The sequence below is a fragment of the Acinetobacter sp. ANC5681 genome (assembly GCF_023488045.1).
In the GTDB taxonomy this organism is placed as follows: Bacteria; Pseudomonadota; Gammaproteobacteria; order Pseudomonadales; family Moraxellaceae; genus Acinetobacter.
Genome location: NZ_JAMFKZ010000001.1, coordinates 222,854 through 242,657, shown reverse-complemented (window position 1 = coordinate 242,657; position 19,804 = coordinate 222,854). Strand labels below are relative to the sequence as shown.

Annotated in this window: 24 protein-coding genes and 1 other RNA gene; 14 read left to right on the top strand and 11 right to left on the bottom strand. The window is 38.8% G+C overall.

What is annotated here, in order from left to right:
* Positions 1-11: 11 nt before the first annotated feature.
* Together rraA and M5121_RS01170 are read right to left on the bottom strand one after the other, a co-directional pair.
* Positions 12-524 carry a ribonuclease E activity regulator RraA gene (gene rraA / locus M5121_RS01175; RefSeq protein ID WP_249570034.1) on the bottom strand — a complete coding sequence of 171 codons (513 nt, stop codon included), beginning with the start codon at positions 522-524 and terminating at the stop codon, positions 12-14.
* A 12-nt stretch (positions 525-536) separates the two neighbouring features.
* Positions 537-1,202: an NAD(P)H-binding protein gene (locus M5121_RS01170; protein WP_249570033.1), complete on the bottom strand. Its 666-nt coding sequence runs from the start codon at positions 1,200-1,202 to the stop codon at positions 537-539.
* A gap of 212 nt (positions 1,203-1,414) precedes the next feature.
* On the opposite strand from M5121_RS01170, the gene rpsT reads away from it, so the two are divergent.
* The gene (gene rpsT, locus M5121_RS01165; RefSeq protein ID WP_004639414.1) at positions 1,415-1,681 is read left to right on the top strand and encodes a 30S ribosomal protein S20; all 267 of its coding nucleotides are present in this window, start codon (positions 1,415-1,417) and stop codon (positions 1,679-1,681) included.
* Positions 1,682-1,799: 118 nt separating this feature from the next.
* Here rpsT and M5121_RS01160 read toward each other — a convergent pair whose 3' ends face one another.
* Together M5121_RS01160 and M5121_RS01155 are read right to left on the bottom strand one after the other, a co-directional pair.
* Positions 1,800-2,531 (bottom strand): histidine phosphatase family protein, encoded by a 732-nt coding sequence (locus M5121_RS01160; protein ID WP_087536862.1) that lies wholly within the window; start codon positions 2,529-2,531, stop codon positions 1,800-1,802.
* Positions 2,532-2,582: 51 nt separating this feature from the next.
* A complete protein-coding gene (locus M5121_RS01155) occupies positions 2,583-3,440 on the bottom strand; it encodes a 3'(2'),5'-bisphosphate nucleotidase CysQ family protein (RefSeq protein WP_249570032.1) in 858 nt (285 codons plus the stop codon).
* Between the two features lie 11 nt (positions 3,441-3,451).
* Between M5121_RS01155 and M5121_RS01150 the strand changes: the two genes are divergently transcribed.
* The 4 genes from M5121_RS01150 (at position 3,452) to M5121_RS01135 (ending at position 6,303) form a co-directional block, all read left to right on the top strand.
* Positions 3,452-4,156, top strand: a complete 705-nt coding sequence (locus M5121_RS01150) for an HAD-IA family hydrolase (RefSeq protein WP_087544356.1) — start codon at positions 3,452-3,454, stop codon at positions 4,154-4,156.
* The gene (locus M5121_RS01145) at positions 4,140-4,568 is read left to right on the top strand and encodes an RNA-binding S4 domain-containing protein (RefSeq protein ID WP_249570031.1); all 429 of its coding nucleotides are present in this window, start codon (positions 4,140-4,142) and stop codon (positions 4,566-4,568) included. Before M5121_RS01150 ends, M5121_RS01145 begins: the two co-directional genes overlap by 17 nt.
* A 159-nt stretch (positions 4,569-4,727) precedes the next feature.
* Positions 4,728-5,774 carry a recombinase RecA gene (recA, locus tag M5121_RS01140; RefSeq protein ID WP_004661473.1) on the top strand — a complete coding sequence of 349 codons (1,047 nt, stop codon included), beginning with the start codon at positions 4,728-4,730 and terminating at the stop codon, positions 5,772-5,774.
* Positions 5,775-5,820: 46 nt separating this feature from the next.
* Positions 5,821-6,303 carry a regulatory protein RecX gene (locus M5121_RS01135; protein WP_249570030.1) on the top strand — a complete coding sequence of 161 codons (483 nt, stop codon included), beginning with the start codon at positions 5,821-5,823 and terminating at the stop codon, positions 6,301-6,303.
* 10 nt (positions 6,304-6,313) lie between these two features.
* Here the strand turns inward: M5121_RS01135 and ffs are convergent.
* Positions 6,314-6,410: signal recognition particle sRNA small type (ffs, locus tag M5121_RS01130), an RNA gene on the bottom strand.
* A gap of 319 nt (positions 6,411-6,729) precedes the next feature.
* Between ffs and M5121_RS01125 the strand changes: the two genes are divergently transcribed.
* Positions 6,730-7,593: a YbgF trimerization domain-containing protein gene (locus tag M5121_RS01125; protein ID WP_249570029.1), complete on the top strand. Its 864-nt coding sequence runs from the start codon at positions 6,730-6,732 to the stop codon at positions 7,591-7,593.
* Between the two features lie 68 nt (positions 7,594-7,661).
* On the opposite strand, the gene M5121_RS01120 is transcribed toward M5121_RS01125, so the two are convergent.
* From M5121_RS01120 to M5121_RS01110, 3 genes are all read right to left on the bottom strand, one after another.
* Positions 7,662-9,533: a SurA N-terminal domain-containing protein gene (locus M5121_RS01120; protein ID WP_249570028.1), complete on the bottom strand. Its 1,872-nt coding sequence runs from the start codon at positions 9,531-9,533 to the stop codon at positions 7,662-7,664.
* A gap of 128 nt (positions 9,534-9,661) precedes the next feature.
* Entirely contained in the window at positions 9,662-9,934 is a 273-nt protein-coding gene (gene hbs, locus M5121_RS01115) for a non-specific DNA-binding protein Hbs (RefSeq protein ID WP_004661469.1), read from the bottom strand.
* A 165-nt stretch (positions 9,935-10,099) separates the two neighbouring features.
* Positions 10,100-10,555, bottom strand: coding sequence for a phasin family protein (locus M5121_RS01110; protein ID WP_249570027.1), 456 nt, complete (start codon positions 10,553-10,555; stop codon positions 10,100-10,102).
* Positions 10,556-10,765: 210 nt separating this feature from the next.
* Here M5121_RS01110 and M5121_RS01105 point away from each other — a divergent pair, with 210 nt between their 5' ends.
* The 8 genes from M5121_RS01105 to fdx all read left to right on the top strand — a co-directional run bounded on the left by M5121_RS01105 (position 10,766) and on the right by fdx (position 16,896).
* Positions 10,766-11,413 (top strand): hypothetical protein, encoded by a 648-nt coding sequence (locus M5121_RS01105; RefSeq protein ID WP_249570026.1) that lies wholly within the window; start codon positions 10,766-10,768, stop codon positions 11,411-11,413.
* A gap of 107 nt (positions 11,414-11,520) precedes the next feature.
* Positions 11,521-11,994, top strand: a complete 474-nt coding sequence (locus tag M5121_RS01100; RefSeq protein WP_005160806.1) for an Rrf2 family transcriptional regulator — start codon at positions 11,521-11,523, stop codon at positions 11,992-11,994.
* 1 nt (position 11,995) lies between these two features.
* Positions 11,996-13,213: an IscS subfamily cysteine desulfurase gene (locus M5121_RS01095; protein WP_249570025.1), complete on the top strand. Its 1,218-nt coding sequence runs from the start codon at positions 11,996-11,998 to the stop codon at positions 13,211-13,213.
* Between the two features lie 91 nt (positions 13,214-13,304).
* A complete protein-coding gene (gene iscU / locus M5121_RS01090; RefSeq protein WP_004677862.1) occupies positions 13,305-13,694 on the top strand; it encodes a Fe-S cluster assembly scaffold IscU in 390 nt (129 codons plus the stop codon).
* 25 nt (positions 13,695-13,719) lie between these two features.
* The gene (gene iscA / locus M5121_RS01085) at positions 13,720-14,040 is read left to right on the top strand and encodes an iron-sulfur cluster assembly protein IscA (protein ID WP_249570024.1); all 321 of its coding nucleotides are present in this window, start codon (positions 13,720-13,722) and stop codon (positions 14,038-14,040) included.
* 83 nt (positions 14,041-14,123) lie between these two features.
* Positions 14,124-14,642, top strand: coding sequence for a Fe-S protein assembly co-chaperone HscB (hscB, locus tag M5121_RS01080; RefSeq protein ID WP_004758242.1), 519 nt, complete (start codon positions 14,124-14,126; stop codon positions 14,640-14,642).
* A gap of 38 nt (positions 14,643-14,680) precedes the next feature.
* Positions 14,681-16,540, top strand: coding sequence for a Fe-S protein assembly chaperone HscA (gene hscA / locus M5121_RS01075; RefSeq protein WP_249570023.1), 1,860 nt, complete (start codon positions 14,681-14,683; stop codon positions 16,538-16,540).
* Positions 16,541-16,557: 17 nt separating this feature from the next.
* A complete protein-coding gene (gene fdx / locus M5121_RS01070; RefSeq protein WP_004661453.1) occupies positions 16,558-16,896 on the top strand; it encodes an ISC system 2Fe-2S type ferredoxin in 339 nt (112 codons plus the stop codon).
* A 52-nt stretch (positions 16,897-16,948) separates the two neighbouring features.
* Here fdx and M5121_RS01065 read toward each other — a convergent pair whose 3' ends face one another.
* Genes M5121_RS01065 through M5121_RS01055 form a run of 3 tightly spaced genes read right to left on the bottom strand, consistent with a single transcriptional unit; the run spans position 16,949 to position 19,675 of the window.
* A complete protein-coding gene (locus M5121_RS01065; RefSeq protein WP_249570022.1) occupies positions 16,949-17,719 on the bottom strand; it encodes a hypothetical protein in 771 nt (256 codons plus the stop codon).
* A 32-nt stretch (positions 17,720-17,751) separates the two neighbouring features.
* Entirely contained in the window at positions 17,752-19,188 is a 1,437-nt protein-coding gene (locus M5121_RS01060; RefSeq protein ID WP_249570021.1) for an adenylate/guanylate cyclase domain-containing protein, read from the bottom strand.
* A gap of 52 nt (positions 19,189-19,240) precedes the next feature.
* Positions 19,241-19,675 carry an HIT domain-containing protein gene (locus M5121_RS01055; protein WP_004759860.1) on the bottom strand — a complete coding sequence of 145 codons (435 nt, stop codon included), beginning with the start codon at positions 19,673-19,675 and terminating at the stop codon, positions 19,241-19,243.
* Positions 19,676-19,804 lie beyond the last annotated feature (129 nt).

Here is a 19,804-nt window from a genome sequence, read left to right as displayed (position 1 = left end):
ATTGCTATCCTTTAGCAGTCAATTAGTTTTTCTTTCGCGATTACGATGCCATTATTATCCGCATAGATATAATCGCCAGAATTGATCGTCACACCACCAAAATACAATGTAATATCAACTTCACCTATGCCCTTACGATTACTTTTTTGTGGAATTGCAGCCAATGCATGCACACCTAAATCAAGTTCGGCAATTGCATCCACATCACGTACACAGCCATAAATCACCACGCCATTCCATTGGTTCTTCACCGCCGATTCTGCAATCAAGTCACCCATCAGGGCGCAACGCATAGAAGCGCCACCATCTACAACCAGCACTTTACCTGCACCATCAGTTGCCAATAGCTCTTTTACACGTGAGTTATCTTCAAAACACTTGACTGTTACAACCTGCCCACCAAAGGTTCTACGCGCACCATAACTTTTAAAAAACTTACCGTCTAATGATGGTGTTACGACCTGTAAATCTTTCTCAGGATTATCATCTAACAAATCGCAAGTTACAAAAGGAATCGTAGTCACTGAAAATCTCCATTATTGGGTTTGTTGTATCATCAAATTATCGTACAGCTTGAATGCTGCTGTCTGAGTTTGAGCTGCATTTAGCATAGTATGCGCCAATTGTTCTGCGGTTACAGGTTTATATTTAAACGGCTTGGTCCAAGTTTTTTCGACCAATTTAAATAACGTTTGTGCCACATCTTCTAAAACTCGTACTTCACTACGCTTACCAATTAAGAGTGACGGTTGAAAAATTGAGAGCTTATACATCGACAAGCTTTTTAAGTAGTTTTCCAACTCACCTTTAACTTTATTATAGAAAACTGGTGAATTAGCATTCGCCCCTAAAGCACTGACCACCAATAAATGAATATTTTTATCTTGGATTAAATCAGCAAAATGAGCGTTAATTTCATAGTCAATTGCGTAAAATGCTTGTTTCGATCCAGCTTGTTTAATCGTGCTACCTAAGCAACTAAATGCATGTGTATGAGCGCTGACATCTTCATCATTCAAAAGCAAAAAATCTTCTAGAATAAGCTGATTTACTTTACTATAAGATTTTAATTTATCTGAATTTTTCCTTACTACAACAGTCACAGAACTAAAATCATTTGACTGTTCCAATTCAGCCACTAACGCTTCACCCACTAGCCCTGTAGCACCAATAACAATTGCCTTTTTATCACCTATTCTCATTTTTATTTATTCCGACTCATAACTAAGCCTAATGTAACGTTTTCTTGCAAGATTATCACCTGTTAAATGTACTTAAAAGTATCACAAGGCTTGACTTCGGGGCTTAGTTTCCTCAAAATATGGCACTTGTTTACGGGCTGGTGAATGTTGCCAATATTTTTTGGTTTTAACTTCAGCCCGCCCAGACCAACTTATTTTCAAGGAGTGCACGAGTGGCAAACTCTGCTCAAGCTAAAAAACGTGCTCGTCAAAACGTTAAAGCACGTAAACACAACGCAAGCTTGCGTTCTATGGTTCGTACTTACATCAAACGTACTGTAAATGCGATCGCTGCTGGTGACTATGCTGTTGCTTCAGAAGCTTATAAAACAGCTGTACCTGTAATCGACCGTATGGCTGATAAAGGCATCATCCACAAAAATAAAGCTGCTCGTCACAAGAGCCGCTTAAACGCTCAAATTAAAGCATTAGCTAACTAATTTGATGCATGTAAAAAAGCCCGATTTTCGGGCTTTTTTATTGTCTTCAACTTAGTAATGCAACGTTAGTAATTTTTTAATTTTAAATTGCACAATTAAATCATACTTTTCAAAAATCTTATTTATTCTGAAAATCTTTAATAACCAATTCATGCTTTTGACCACGCCAGATCCATTTTAGCTTACTACTGCTAAAATCCTCACCTTCAAACCACACAAATAAGCCCTCCATCATCTCAGGCCAATCCGACTTATCAATTTGTGTTTGACCTGAAATCACTGCAACGATCGCCGCAATAATGGTGTCGTGGCTAACAGCCAAGCTTAAACCCTGATGTTGGGTCGGATGGGTATGATATAACAGCTCCAGAACATCAAAAACGCCTGTAATTGGATGTTTCATACCAGGCAAAGCATTATTCACAAAGCTATTAATAAACCCTAATGCACCTTGTTTACGAAAGTAAGGGGCTGCTTGCTGAATATCCAATACAAAGCTTCCGGGTTCTACTAACAATCGCTGCTCAACAATTTCGATCGTATGCGTATTTATTGCCTCATGAATCCCATCTGCACCTTGAATCATTAATGCAGCCGTATCAACACAACGCTGAATCGGACTAGAGATACAATGCTGAATTGCTCGATCCGTATTTTTAATAAGATATTGACCCCATGCATAAGCCAAATCTCGACCTTGTTCCGTTAATTGCAAGTCATAACCAGCCAAACCCTGCCCATTCACCAATTCACGCAACGAATGGCGAGTAAACAGTGTTACAGGAATTGAGGCATCAGGAAGCAGATCAACTGCTTCAAACATACTTTTAGGCAATAAATGCAGGGCCATATTCACATACAAGCTTAAATTTAGCTCACTATACCATGCAGACGACAAGACTCAATCTAAAATGCCTGAATGCGCCAAGGCCTCATAAGCAATTTTTTTGCAATATTGATCTCTAAAAGCAATAAAACCACCATTCAATACCGTTTCACGCTGATTATATTGAAATGGTTTTCCATCCAGAGTCATCAATCCACCACCGATACTTTCAAGTAAAGCTTGTCCTGAACTGGTATCCCACTCTGAGGTTGGATGAAAGCGTGGATAGATATCAATTTCACCCTCTAACATCATGCAGAACTTATAGGCACTCCCTGCCTCGCGTCTTTCTACAGCACGATCTCGCAAAATTGGTTCGATAAAATTTTTATATTTGGGATTTCTACTGCTATGGCTTAAACCAATTTGAAGTGGTGCTGCCAAATCATGTTCTTCGACCTGATATTGAAACCACTCTTGACGGCTAAAACTATACTTATAAGGTAACTGTGACTGATAGCCAATATACATGACCTGTTCACAGGGTACGGCAATAATCGCAAAAGTCGTTTCATTACCCTCAATCAAGCTTAAATTAATCGTAAATTCATCACGCTCATGAATAAACTCTTTCGTACCATCTAAAGGATCGAGCATCCAGCAACGTGACCAAGCAGATCGAGCAGAATAATCACTCTCCTCTGACAACACTGGTAACTCTGGCGTAAATTCCGCTAACTGCTTTAATAAAAAACGATTTACTTTTAAATCTGCCTGTGTCACAGGCGAATCATCACTTTTTTCCTGAATATTAAACTCACCACCCGCACAATAATTTTGATATTCTTCCAATAATATTTGACTTGCCTGCGCCATGATTGGCACAAGTTTCAGAATAAATTGATCTTGTGGGGCAAGCGTTTTAATAAACATAGATCAGCCTTATGTCATATTCAGATTTACAGCAGCAGCCTATCGCCATGTTCGACATGGATGGCACATTACTCGATTTAGCCTTCGATGATTTTATTTGGAATCATTGTTTACCTGAACGTCATGCCCAAACACATCAATGCAGTTTAGAGCAAAGTAAACAAACACTATTCCAATTTTACCAACAACATAAGCATACACTATCTTGGTATTCTTCGGCGTATTGGACTGCTAAAGTTGGCGTAGATGTTTTACAACTACAATATGAACACCGTGAAAAAATTCGCGCGCGTAAAGGTTGTCATGAATTATTAGAACAACTCAAAGCTCAAGGCTATCGCTGTTGGTTACTGACCAATGCTGATCGAGCAGGCTTACAACTGAAGCTTGAAAATGTCGAACTTAGCCCTTACTTTGAAGTCATGATCAGTAGTGAAGAGCTTGGGCATGCCAAAGAAGAAGTCGCTTTTTGGCAAAAGTTACAGCAAATACATCCATTTGATCCAGCTCAAGCAATATTTATTGATGATACGGTTGCGGTACTCCAAGGTGCTGAACGTTTTGGTATTAACCAATTGTTTAGCATTTTACAACCGTCTAGTGCTAAACCAGCTCGACTCGCCACGGAAATAGCGTACCCATCACTTGATCATTTAACCAATCTCTTTGATTATCTTGACACCAACTTACAGGTAACAGATGCCAAAACAGCATGAATCAGACAGCATGGATGCCATGCGCATTGATAAATGGCTTTGGGCTGCACGTTTTTTTAAAACATGCTCTATTGCCAAAGCCGCAATTGAAGGTGGTAAAGTCCATCACAACAATGACCGCGTTAAAGTTTCTAGAGACGTGCGTATTGGAATGGAACTCACCATACAGCAAGGTTTTGAGAAAAAGACCGTTGTTGTGAAAGCACTATCAGCTGTTCGAGGTGGTGCTCCCATGGCTCAACTTCTTTATGAAGAAACGCCTGAAAGTATTGAACGCAGAGAGTTGCATGCATCACAGCGAAAATTGCATAATCTAGCCCGACCTGATCACCGACCAAGTAAAAAAGATCGTCGTGATATCAATCGTTTTAAACAAGAAAATGTACAATCATGGTCATATCATGATGAATAAAATTTTCTAATTTGGATGCGTCATCTTGTGTCGTACTGACACAGATCAGATGTGGAATATACAACTAGAATCTGCCACTATACTCAAGTCCCAACAAGTTGAGATTCAGTACATCCACTTGGGTTAGTCGTTAAGAAGATAAAGTTTTGAGGTTTTGAGATGGATGATAATAAAAGCAAGGCGTTACAAGCAGCCTTAAGCCAAATTGAAAAGCAGTTTGGTAAAAATACCGTGATGCGCTTAGGTGATAATACTGTACAAGCTGTTGAAGCGGTTTCTACAGGTTCTTTAACTCTCGATATCGCATTAGGGATTGGCGGATTACCTAAAGGTCGTATTATCGAAATTTACGGTCCTGAATCTTCAGGTAAAACTACCATGACATTACAAGCGATTGCTCAATGTCAAAAAAATGGCGGTACCTGTGCCTTTATCGATGCAGAACATGCATTAGATCCAGAATACGCACGTAAGCTTGGCGTAGATATTGATAATCTATTGGTTTCACAACCTGACCACGGTGAGCAAGCACTCGAAATCGCCGATATGTTGGTGCGTTCTGGTGCAATCGATTTAATCGTTGTCGATTCTGTAGCAGCATTAACCCCTAAAGCCGAAATTGAAGGCGAAATGGGTGACTCGCATATGGGCTTACAAGCACGCTTAATGAGTCAGGCTCTACGTAAAATTACAGGTAATGCGAAACGCTCGAACTGTATGGTGATCTTCATTAACCAAATCCGTATGAAGATTGGTGTAATGTTTGGTAGTCCAGAAACCACTACAGGTGGTAATGCACTTAAATTCTACGCTTCTGTACGACTAGACATCCGTCGTATTGGTCAAGTGAAAGAAGGTGACGAGATCACAGGTAACGAAACGCGTGTTAAAGTTGTAAAAAACAAAATGGCACCTCCGTTCAAAGAAGCTGTGTTCCAAATCATGTATGGCAAAGGCACTAATCAGTTAGGCGAATTGGTTGATCTTGCTGTTCAACAAGACATCGTACAAAAAGCGGGTGCTTGGTATTCTTATCAAGGCAATAAAATTGGTCAAGGTAAAAATAACGTGATTCGACATTTTGAGGAAAATCCAGCAATGGCTCAAGAAATCGAAAAGGTCATTCGTGAACAACTTCTTACTAAAAACAACAAAGAAGCAGCTCAAACTGAAGATGAAGAAGAACCAGATTTTTTAGAAAGCTAAGCTGAAACGCCCTTCGGGGCGTTTTTCTTTCAAGAGGATATAAAACTTGTTTAATTCTGAAAAAATAGAGAAACCGAAAACACTAACAGGTGCAAGATTACGCTCTTATGCATTTGCCCTTCTTACACGTCGGGATTATTCCAAAGCAGATCTCGAAGCAAAATTAAATCAATATGCGATCAATCCAGAAGAAGTCACAAATCTAGTTGATGAGTTAGCACAACAAAATTACCAAAGCGACCAACGTGTTGCAGAACTCACATTGGCCAGTCAACTTAGAAAAGGTAAAGGATTACAAAGAATTAAACAGGCTTTAAAAGCAAAACAACTCGATATAGAACTTATTACAGAAGAACTTTCAGAGGTCGATTGGCTAGATCAAGCTTATCAACTCAAAATAAAGAAATTCGGGATGGAAGTAGAGACTGATCCTAAACTAAAAGCAAGACAAATTAGATTCTTACAGTACCGAGGATTTGATATGGGAATAATTATGAAAGCAATTGCTCGAACGAGCGATGAAGAATAAATGGTGGCAACCCCACTAGCATGACTTCGGCACATCATAGTTCTACTACCGTTGCTACCTTCCGGTCCTGGCGGGGTTCATAGAGTACAATTGCGAAGCTACCAGCAGGGCTACCATTGCCTGACAAAGTATAGAGATTTTTACCTGAGTTGCAAGACTTGTCTCTGTTTTTAAGTGACTTTTTGATTCAATTGCTTATTTCATCAGCAAAATCTATCTCTATATTATCCGTTTAATTTAAATATGTATAAACATTAAACAACAGATAATTTCTTTATTCGAAAAATGCTTGAAGATTGTAAATGCTTATTGCATTTAAATGAGTTGCTGCTTTAATGACTAAATCAAAAACATAGATCTAGTGTGCCACAAGTAAACATGAGGACTTGTTCGCTCACGGCTTTTTAACTTTATGGATGAATTTTTATGTTAAAAAAGTATTCCGTACTTTTTACTGCCTTACTCGCTAGCGCACATTTATATGCAAATGTTCCCATTGAATCTCGTGCACTAAGCCAGACGATTGCAGATAATACAAATATCTCTAATACTGGCTCAAACCTAAATTGGGATCTCATTCAAAAGAACCAAAAACTAGAAGAAGAAGTTCGAAAATTACGAGGACAATTAGAAGAGCATGACAATTCAATTGAGCAACTGAAAAAAGAGTTGGCAAATCGCTATACAGATTTAGATCAACGCTTAGAATTACTCTCTCAAAAAATTGACCCACCAGAAGAAAATACAGAACCAGAAAATAGTACGACAACTGATACAGTAAAAACAGAAACAAACTCAGCTCCAACATCTGCACCCACATCAACAGCTCCTAGTCCTGTAAAACAGGACTCAGTGCCTCAAACACCTGTCGTACAACCGAAGTCAAATACTGCTACCACGAGCAATACCAACAACCAAATTGAGCTAGAAAAAGCAGCATATACGGTTGCACTAGATGCCTACAAACAAGGTGGGGCAAAAAAAGCCATTCAACCAATGCAAAATTTCATTAAGAACCACCCAAATGGAATTTATGTTGGAAACGCTTATTTTTGGCTGGCTGAGTTTTATTTAGCGGTTGAACCTGTTGACTATAAAGCAGCCAAACAAAACTATAATATAGTAGTAACACGCTATCCTAATTCAGCAAAAGCTTCTCGAGCGGTTTATCAGCTTTATAGCATTGCAAAAGAAGTCGATAAAAACACTGCTCTTGCCAACCAGTATAAAACAAAGTTGCTTAACCAATATCCACAATCCGAAGAAGCTAAATTTATTCAGAAAAAATAATGCTTTTAATGCACAAAAAAGCCAGTTCATAAGAACTGGCTTTTTAAATTTCAAAGCTTAGATCAAACTTATTTGATCTTCGCCTGTGATTTTAAATAATCAGTATAGTCTTCTAGTAACTGCTGACCACGGAACTGCTGATACAACTTAGTTAACTCAGTAATTTGCTCTGGCGGTAACTCATTTGCAGCATTAGTATTCACGTTTGAAACTGCAACGATAACCAACTCATTAGGTAATTTTGCTGTCGTAGCAGACCACATACCTTCTTTAGTTGGCGCTGGAATACTGAAAGCAGCACGCTCAATTGCACGTTTTAGACCTTGAGAACGTGCAAATGTACCTGCATCTTCAAAAGTGACTTGTGATTTTGCAACAACTTGTGCAGCAGGTAACGCTTTAAAATCAGCTAAAATCTTTGCAATTTTTGCTTGAGCAGCTTTATACGCCTTTGCTTCAATGACTTTTGCTTTTACTTCAGCAGTCGCTTGATCTAATGGTTTAACGCCCGCTGCATGGTAATTACGGACTTTAATCCAAATCGTATCACCATTCGCTAACTGAATATTAGAAGATGCATTACGGTCACCGTTTTTCACATCATCATTAAACAGTTTTGCTTTAACATTTAAATCGCTCAAATAAGGGTTTTGAGTAGTTAAGGTCACCCCATTTAAAGATTCAACACGAGCACCCTTCACTTCTTGAGCAACCGCTTCTAAAGAGTCATTACCCACAACCATTTCATTTAAGCTATTTACAGTATCGCTAAATAAATTTCCAGTTTTTGCCTTCTGCACTTCAGCTGTTAAGCGAGCTTTCTCACTCTCAAATGAAGGAATATTTGCAACTGGCGCATTTGCTTCAATAATATGGTAGCCATATTGTGTTTTAACAGGTTTAGAAACTTCACCATTCTTTAAAGCATTAACCGCATTATCAAAGTCGGCTGAGAAAATACCTGGCGCATAAGCATCAACTAAACCACCCTGTGCTTTTGAAGTCGGGTCTTCAGAAAATTGTGCAGCCGCTTGAGCAAATGACATTCCACCTTGAATCTTGGCATAAACATCATTCGCAATTTTTTGAGCTGCTGCAGCATCACGTGCTTCAGTTGTAATTAAAATATGCTTCACTTCACGTTTTGCATCTTTCTGCTGCTTTTCAACAAAAGCCTTATAAGCCTGTTGTAAATCAGCCTCGGTGATATTTAAATTAGTTTGAGGCAATAATGCTGGGCTTAAAACCACATAATCAACGTCAACACTCGCAACTTGCTTAAATTCATTTTTATGCTTGTTGTAGTACTCTGTTATTTCTTGAGTCGACGCAGTCAAACCTTTTTTATAATCATCCAACTTAATACTTGCTAAATGCAAAGTACGCTGTTCTGTTTGCAAACTCGCAAGCTGATGTAAATCAGATTGACTTACCAACGCATAATCTAACAAAGTCGATGAAATCATTTTTAGGGCATGATCTTGACGCAAACTTGCGATTAAAGCTTGGTTAGTCATTCCAACTGAACGTAAATAATTTTCATACAACTTTTGAGAAAACTTTCCATTTTCTTGGAAACTTGGTTGTTGTGCCAACATTTGCTCTAGCTGAGTATCGCTTAAAGAAATACCTAATTTTTCTGCCTGTTGTTGCAATAAAGAGCGTGCAATCAGCGCATCTAAAGCTTTTTGCTGAATAACGGGCTGATTTAAAAGAGACTCATCACCCTTTACCATTGATAAATATTGATCTTTATAATTTTTAGTCGCACTTTCCAAGTCTTTATTAGAAATATCTTGTCCGTTAACGGATTTCGCAACGTCTGCTTTATTACTGCCGCTAAAATATCCTTCAATACCTACAAGCGCTAAAGGGGTCAAAAACAAAACTAATAGGACTTTGCCAAGCCAACCCTTAATGACTGTACGAAATGATTCCATAAGTATTCCAATATTTTATTTCGGGGCAATTTTAACTGAAAAACCAAAGCGAATGAATGCTGAATAAAGTATTTCATTCAATAAATAAAAAACGCACCCAAAATGGTGCGTTTTCTGATTTAAAAAGATTACGCAACTGAATCTTTTAAACCCTTACCTGGTTTAAAACTAGGTACTTTGCTTGCTTTAATTTGAAGCTCTTCACCTGTTTTAGGATTACGACCAGTACGTGCAGCACGTTCTTTAACGCTAAATGTACCAAAACCAACTAAAGTAACCGTATCACCGCTTTTAAGTGCTTCAGTGATTGACGCAATCGTTGCATCGAGTGCCTTACCAGCATCCGATTTAGATACTCCCCCTTTTTCAGCAATCGCATCAATTAATTCTGATTTATTCATGATAAAAAATATCCTCTTAATATCGTTTGTTAAGATCCAAGGCTATAGTTTAAAAGGCCATGCCGCCTTTATAGCAATGCTTTAGGGGAGAACGCAATACTAGAAAGGCTTTTTAGCAAAAATAAATACTCAAAAACCACATAAACAGACGAGTGCCTATATTTTTTACTTTTTATTCAATTTACTCTTTAATAGATTATTTTCTTCAATCAATGCATCTACTTTAATATGTAGCTGAACTAAAAGTTGCTCGATATGCTGGAGATCTTTTGGAGTGACTAGACCAATACGATTCAACGAATGATTCACACCTGTGTCTAAAATTTTTTCAACTTTATCTTTAGTATCCGTCACTGATTCTTTGGCTTTTTCAGTTACTTTTCCAACAGTGTTATCAGCAAAATCTACGGTCTTGGATTCTAGCTCTTCACCCACCTTGACTAAAGAGTCAAATAATTTATTTCCCTCTTCTTCGGCGCGTGAAAAAGCACCTAATCCAGCCAGCCAAATCTGTTGCGTATACTTTTTGAAATCAAGGGCAGATTTTTTAGAACTCTTTGATTTTAGCTTAGTTTTTACCTTTGCCTCATCAGTTGGGTGTTCTACATTTGAGTTGTCCATTAACCATTACTCCCAAGCACTTTACAAACAGTATGTCGTATTTAACCATAAAAATGTTTTTATAATATCAAAGTTAAGACTTGATCGTTTTAAAAAACTGTTCTACAAAGCAATAAAGTCATGTAAATTATTTTTAACAATTGAGTATGGATACTCAGATTTACGTGCTTTATGAAATTTATAGTGTGATTGGCAAGGACAAAGAGACCTATGAGTGATACGCAACAAAGACATAAACACCCCCATTTGTTGCTAAACATTGTCATCATTGTTTTAGAAACTTTTTTTTCATTCATTCTCACTCATGATGCAACTTTACGCTTGCAAGCGAAAAAACTTATCGATGAAAAAGTTACCATTCGAATCAACAGCTATATTCCTTTTTTTGACTTTTATGTCCAATTTACCGAAAAGGGAATTTTATTTGATATGAAAGCACTAGATCGAAAAGTTGATCTAGAAATAAATAGCACACTCATCGATTTGATTAAAATTTTCGTATTTAATAATCAGCGCAGTATTTACAATATGCGTATTTTAGGTGATGCAAGACTTCAAGAAGATGTGATGGATTTAATCCCTCACCTCACACTCACGAGTATATTCGCAAATTGGAAACAATGGTTCAATGCATTTAATAATGATGCAGAAGCTATTGCGTCTCAACAACGAATCGCGCCATTGCTTGATAAAATCGACCAGCAACGTTCTGAAATCAACACCTTACTGGTTGAGGCAAAACAATACCAGAACCGTATTCACCGAATGCAAAAACGCCAGCGCCTGATCAATATTGGCTTTGCTGTATTGAGCTTTATTTTTATTGCCTTTTTTGTTTATACTATGTGGACACAATAATTCAAATATATTTCACTTTTCACACTGATAATGACAATTTAAAACTTGACTATTTTAGTCGGAATTAATAAAATTTAGACATCTAGTCTAACCATGTGTATCGAATCATGCGCCTTACAACTCGCGGTCGTTACGCAGTGACCGCTCTACTTGATTTAGCTTTGCAGCCAACTGAACAAACGATCACGCTTGCGGAAATAGCAGCACGCCAATCCATCTCAGTCGCTTATTTAGAACAGTTATTCGCGAAACTTAAGCGTCATGAGTTAGTTTCAAGCGTTCGTGGTGCTAACGGTGGATATCATCTCGCACGCAATGCCGCTGAAATCACTGTGCTAGAAATTATCGAAGCTGTAAATGAAACTGTCGATGCGACACGTTGTGACCATAAAGGTAACTGCCAAAATGGTGCAATGTGCTTAACGCATGACTTATGGCAAGAACTCTCCCACCATATTGCCGATTATCTCTCAAAAATTTCTCTTGCAGACTTAATTGCACGTGACAACGTTCAAACTGTTTCACTACGTCAAAACTCAGCAAGTTTAGATTCAGCCCTCCTATCGGTTACAGGTATTTGACATGAAACGTCCAATTTATCTTGATTATGCAGCAACAACACCAGTACTTCCTGAAGTTGCACAACGTATGATGGAATGTTTAACCTTCGAAGGGACTTTTGGTAATCCTGCATCACGCTCGCATGCCTATGGTTGGCAAGCTGAAGAAAAAGCTGAATATGCACGTGAACAAGTTGCAAACCTAGTTAAAGCAGATCCACGTGAGATCGTTTGGACTTCTGGTGCAACTGAATCTAACAACTTAGCACTAAAAGGTATTGCTCAGTTTTACGGTTCAAAAGGCAAGCACATCATTACTAGTAAAATCGAACACAAAGCAGTGTTAGATACTTGCCGCGAGCTAGAAGAACAAGGTTTTGAAATTACTTATTTAGAACCTGAACCACGTACAGGTTTAATTACGCCTGAAATGGTGAAAGCGGCTTTACGTCCAGATACCATTCTTGTTTCACTGATGATGGTCAACAATGAAATCGGCACCATTACTGACGTAGCGGCTATTGGCGAGTTAACACGTGCGAATAAAACATTCTTACACGTTGATGCAGCACAAGCCGCTGGTAAAGTCGAAATCGATCTTTCAACCATGAAAATTGATTTAATGAGCTTCTCTGGTCATAAAATTTATGGTCCTAAAGGAATTGGTGCTCTATTTGTGCGCCGTAGCCCACGTGTTCGCTTAAAAGCACAAATGCATGGTGGTGGTCATGAGCGCGGTATGCGTTCTGGTACTTTAGCAACTCATCAAATTGTAGGTATGGGTGAAGCTTTTGAAATTGCTGGGAAAACCATGCAAGCAGAACAAGAGCGTCTTCGCCACCTACGTGACAAACTTTGGAATGGCTTCCAAGACCTTGAGCAAGTGTTCTTGAATGGTCATCCGACTGAGAACGTTGCAAACTATCTAAATGTCAGCTTCAACTTCGTTGAAGGCGAGTCACTGATGATGGCATTAAAAGATGCTGCCGTTTCAAGTGGTTCAGCATGTACATCTGCAACTTTAGAACCATCATACGTATTGCGTGCCTTAGGTTTATCTGACGAGTTGGCACACAGCTCAATCCGTTTCAGTTTTGGTAAATACACTACTGAGGCAGATATTGATTACGTGTTAACAATTACCAAAGCTGCTGTTGAGAAATTACGTGAACTTTCTCCGCTTTGGGATATGTACAAGGAAGGGATTGACCTTTCAACAGTTGAATGGGCTGAACACTAATTTATAGGGTGCTCTATTGAGCACTTCATTGAAAAGTATGTTTTAACCCTCATATTAATATTAGGCTGACCCCGAGGTTTGGAGAAGCGATATGGCTTATAGCGAAAAGGTAATTGATCATTACGAAAACCCTCGTAATGTTGGTGTATTAGACAAAAATGCAGAAAACGTAGGTACAGGTATGGTCGGCGCACCTGCATGTGGCGACGTGATGCGTTTACAAATTCAAGTCGATGACAATGGCGTAATTGAAGAAGCTCGCTTCAAAACTTACGGCTGTGGTTCTGCAATCGCATCAAGCTCTCTTGTAACTGAATGGTTAAAAGGTAAAACACTTGATGAAGCTCAAGCAATTAAAAATATTGATATTGCGACTGAGCTTGCGCTTCCACCAGTAAAAGTACACTGCTCTGTATTGGCTGAAGATGCAATCAAAGCTGCGATTGAAGACTATCGTGGCAAGAAAGCGAAAGCTGTGTGATGACCGAAATAATATTGGAGTTTTCATGATCCATTTAACTGAAAATGCTGCGACTCACATCAGCAATTACCTGCAAAACCGCGGTAAGGGTGAAGGCATTCGTATTAGTGTGAAAACTTCGGGTTGTTCTGGGTTGGCCTATGTACTTGAGTTTGTCGATGATATCGATACACATGATCAAGTCTTTGAGCAACTCGGTGTTAAAGTTTTTGTTGACCCTAAAAGCCTTGTTTATCTCAATGGTTTAGAGATGGATTATGTGAAAAATGGTTTGAATGAAGGCTTTGAATTTAACAACCCTAACCAAAAAGGTGAATGTGGTTGCGGTGAATCATTTACCGTCTAACTAGCAATACCCTCTTTCTTTTCGTCAAAACAGTGTGTTCCGCACTGTTTTAACGTATTTATTAATAGCGGAATTCATCTCCCATGAATCATTTTGAGTTGTTCCAATTACCAGAAGCACTCGATATAGATTTAGCAGCTTTAAAAAAACAATTTTTAAGTTTGCAACAGCAATATCATCCCGATAAAGCCACTGACAAAGATCAAGCATTGATCAAGTCGAGTGAAATCAATCAAGCGTATAAAGTGCTCTCACAAGTTGATAGTCGTGCTGCGTATTTACTTGGCTTAAAAAAACAAGATCATCACTTGGATCAGTCCATTAGCGATTTTGAATTTTTACAATCTGCACTCGAAATGCGTGAACAGCTTGATGAGGCCACCTCTACCGAGCAACTTCGCACCTTAAAAGTTGAAGTTCAGCAATGGATTGACGGGTTAGTTCGTGAATTTAAAATTGATTTTGCTGAAGAAGACTGGGCTGAGGCTCGTGATACCGTTCGTAAACTACGTTTTTTTCAACGTGTAATGAATGATATTGATAAAGCTGAAGATCGTATGTTGGACGAAGAAGATAGCTTCGATCTCGATGATGATTTTTAATCCGCTGTTACCAAATATTTTTAAGGGATACCTCACGCATGGCACTTTTGCAAATTGCTGAACCAGGTCAATCTACTGCTCCGCATCAACATCGTATTGCGATCGGCATTGACTTAGGGACAACCCACTCTTTAGTGGCGACAGTGCTATCGGGAAAACCGAAAGTTCTGCAAGATGACAAAGATCGTGTATTACTGCCGTCGATTGTTCATTACGCAAAAGATTCAACGACGTTTGGTTATGAAGCCAAGCCGTTTATGATGACTGACCCCAAAAATACTGTTGTTTCAGTAAAACGTTTTATGGGTCGCTCACAAGCAGATATCAAATTCCAGCATCCGTATACACTTGTTGGTGCAGAAAATGAGATGCCAGCATTTGAAACTACTGCTGGTCGTAAAACGCCTGTCGAAATTTCTGCAGAAATTTTAAAACAGTTAAAAGATCGTGCCGAAGCAAGCCTCAACAACCCCATTAATGGTGCAGTGATCACTGTTCCAGCATATTTTGATGAAGCACAACGCCAAGCGACACGTGATGCTGCTCAACTTGCGGGTTTAAATGTTTTACGTTTGTTGAATGAACCTACTGCGGCAGCTGTTGCCTATGGATTAGACCAAGATACCAACTTGAGCACTGATCGTAACTACGTGATTTACGACCTAGGTGGTGGTACATTTGACGTTTCTATTTTACGTTTCTCACAAGGTGTTTTTGAAGTTCTTGCGACTGGTGGACATACCGCGCTTGGTGGTGATGACCTTGACCGCTTAATCGTAAAATGGGCAAAAAAACAGCTTAATATCGAAACTTTAAGCGATGAAGAATATGCTGTTTTTGTTGTTGCAGCGCGTCAAGCCAAAGAATACTTAACAGATCATGAATCTGCTGAATTAAAATTACTGGATGATCGCCTCACTTTAGATCGCTCAACTTTTGAATCGATTATTCAAGTTGCACTCGATAAAACCATGAGTGTATGTAAACGTGTACTGCGTGATGCTAAACTTGAACTCGATGAAATCGAACATGTGGTTTTAGTAGGTGGTTCAACACGTTCATATGCCGTACAAAAAGCTGTACGCGAATTATTTGAACGTGAACCACTCTGTACGATCAATCCTGATGAAGTCGTTGCAATTGGCGCATCTATTACCGCCAACCAGCTCATTGGCAACAGTCAAGATGGTTCATTATTACTTGATGTCACGCCACTTTCTCTTGGTCTAGAAACCATGGGTGGATTGGTTGAACGTTTGATTTCACGAAACACCGCAATCCCTGTAGCACGCCGTCAAGAATTCACCACTTATCAAGATGGCCAAACTGCCATGTTGATTCATGTGGTACAAGGTGAACGTGATTTAGTCGAGCATTGTCGTTCATTGGGTCGCTTTGTTTTACATGGCATCCCACCAATGACTGCTGGTCAAGCACGCATTGAAGTAACCTTCCAAGTTGATGCGGATGGCTTACTGACAGTATCTGCGAAAGAAACAACTTCTGGTGTTCAAGCGCAAATTGATATCAAACCATCTTATGGTCTATCTGCAGCGGATACTGAACGCCTCTTGGTTGAAGGTTTCCAACATGCGGAAGAAGACAAACAATTGCGCCATCTGCAAGAAACAAAAGTGGAAGCACAACGTGAGTTGGAAGCTTTAGAACAAGCGTTAAAAGCAGATACCGATTTACTCTCTCAGCAACAGGCTCGCGACTTAATTCTTGCTGCTGAAGCGTTAAAAGCTCGTCTTAAAACCGATGAGCTTGCAGCGATTGAACATGCTGTTCAACAACTTAAAATTCACAGCGATGCGTTTGCAGCACTTCGTATGAATCGACATATTGACCATGCCTTAAAAGGTACAAAACTTGAAGATTGGTCAAACTCAAACTAAAGGTATAGGTGATCAATATGCCACGTATTAAAGTTCTTCCTCATGCACTCATTTGCCCCGAAGGTGCAGAATTTGAAGTCGAACAAAACGCCAATTTATGCCAAAGCTTATTGAAACAAGGCATTAAAATTGAACATGCTTGCGACATGTCTGCGGCATGTACGACTTGCCACGTGATTGTTCGTAAAGGATTCGATAGCCTTGAAGAAATGAACGATGTTGAAGCAGATTTACTTGATCGTGCATGGGGTTTAGAGCCTGACTCTCGCCTATCATGTCAGGTTGAGATCGTTGATGAAGATTTAGAAATTGAAATTCCGAAATATACGATTAATCATGCTTCGGAAAATCACTAAGCTTTATTCATAAAAAAACTCCTCTTTATTAGAGGAGTTTTTTAATCTAAGTTTATTGATCAACATCACAATCATCAAAATATTGCCAAATAGACTCCACATGATCTCTATAAGCACCTTTATCTATAGGTAGATCATATAATATTTGCAAATCTGGATTATATTTAAGTAATTGCGCCATATTGGTCAATTGAATATTCTGCTCAAAATCCAAACTATTTTCAGAAAAATCATGTGCATCCACATGACAATACATTTGCCAGTCTCCGCCTGCGTGAGATACCCAACGTATTGGCAATTTTCCATCAATAACACAAGAACAGGCAATAACCCCTAAATATTGTGGGAATGCTTTATATGCTTGCGGATTAAAATCTCTGGTGAAAGGCGTCGCATCCATCACTTCCTGATAGCCTGTAAATGCAATTCCTCGTTTCACAAAGAAATTTTCAATATCACCATCTTGACGTTTTGCATTATTCAACCAGATTACTTGCCACTCAGTTAGACGTTCTCCACGATCAGCAGTAAATACGCCTGTTTGAGGTTCATTAATCCAACAGCTTTGACGTATCAAAACCAAAGGATGTTCCGCTCCAGCTGTTTGTTCGGAAAACTGTTGAGCATCTTCATAACTGGAAAATGCACAATAATAATCTTGCCCCTCATATTCATCTAGCGCACCACGTTCTGGGTGACACCAAACTCGATATTCAAGAACATCATCATAAAAATAACCTGCACCAGACTTTACCAAAGCAGGATACTCACCCACCATGTTCTCATCAATAGCCAATGGATACTTTGAAACGAATGCAGACATATTTCAACTCTATAATTAATTATTGAATATTTTTATCTTACTTCATCATCCAAAGTCAGTTTTGGAATACCCTGAGCATTGGTAATTTTTTGTTGTGTTTTGATGCGCTGAACCATATTCTCCAAAATTTCAACCAATTCTGGATATTCATAATTCTGCACTTCCTCTAAGTTCAAAACCAGATGGAAGCCTTTATAATCGAAATCAAACCATTTTTGTGTATCGGATTTCTTACCTGTGAATTTTTCCATTACCTGCCACGTTTTAACAGGTCCTTGAATCCCTTTTAAATAAATTGGCACTTTCGGTACGCATAAAAACTCACCTTTGATCAGTTGGTGAGTGTCATCAGCAATCAAGATTTCATCAACTTCAGCAGCAGACTGCAAACGCGCTGCTAAATTTACATCTCGACCAACGATGGTATAAGCCATACGATGTGAAGCCCCATAGTTACCTACGTGACAATAACCCGTACTAATACCCATTCGAATGTGCAAAGCTGGATAGCCCATTTTCTTCCAACGCTCACGCAACAATTTCATTTGCTGACGCATTGCGATCGCCATTTCTACACATGACTTCGCATCTTGTTCAACACCCTGAGAATTTGGATCACCGAAGAAGATGAGAATCGCATCGCCCATAAACTTATCAACGGTTGCTTCATACTGTTTTGCTATTTCAGTCATATGACTTAAATAATCATTAAGTAAAAAAGCTAAATCATCAGGAATAAGGCTTTCTGAAAGCTCAGTAAACCCTTGAATATCAGAGAAGAAAATGGTTAATTTTTTACGTTTATATTCAATTTTAGCTTGAGCTTCCCCACGCATGATCGACTGCCATAATTGTAATGGCGCATATCGACTCAATTGGTTAGCAAAAGCAATGTAGCGTGTCATTTGGTTATGATAATGCTGACGCTGTTGGCCTAAAATATTGATTCTTCTATGTTGATAATAGTTACCAATCACAATAAACATCATCAAACCAAATAAACTAACGACAGTCAGTTCTGGATTTGTAGGCTCGAAATATTCTTCAGCAGCAAAAATTGTAAAAGTACAAAAGTAAAAAGTAAGAACACCGATCAGTCCGATTAAACACGCAACAGGGAGCGTAATTTTATTATTTAAACCAACATAAAGAAGCCCAAATAAAATCGTAAAAGTAGGAACTAAACTTAGGTGTAACCCTGCAAGTACAATTGCAACGATGACCGCTTCAAAAGCAAAGAGTACATTTTTTTCAGTATTTTTATCATATTTATACTGAAGCCATTTTTCTAATTTGGGACAAATAAGAAGATGGATCAATAAAAAAGGAAGGATGTAAAGCTGATAGTTAGCACTGGGAGAGGTAAACGTATAAATTACCAGAATAAGCGACAAGATCGAATATCCCATCAAACGATGAAAATAAGCGAACTGTCTAGGTTCTTTATCTATAAACCTGTCTAGTGACACCCTACCCTCCTTCCTTGTTATAGAAGACTGTTTTTTTATTCTATTTTCTAAATCAGTCCATACGCCAGTCAAATGGCATATCGCCTTGACCACGCAATGCAAGCATCAATGTTTGACGCATATGTGCGAGTACATCATTGCTATAAGGTACGGCTGGCGTTCCCCAAACTGGTTTAGGCCATGCAACATCATTTTGATAACGTACAACATGATGAAAATGCAGTTGTGGCACGACGTTACCGAGTGCTGCAACATTCATTTTGTCTGCACGGAATACGCGTGCCAATTGGCTCGATAACCAGCTTGATTCACGTAAAAACTGTTCCTGATCTGCCTGGCTGAGTTCATATAGTTCTGTAATGCCTGGTACACGTGGTACAAGGATCAACCAGGGAAATTGCATATCATTCATTAAACGACATGTTGAAAGCGGGAAGTCGCCTACAAAAAATGTATCTTGAGCAAGTTGTGGATGCAAACTAAACATATCTTTATAAATGATGCAGAATAATGATGCTCAATACTATCACATCAGTTTTGATGTGAATATTATTAGTCGCCTGTTTGATTACAAATAACAATGATTTTCCTTATTTATTGGCGCAACATCCGATCA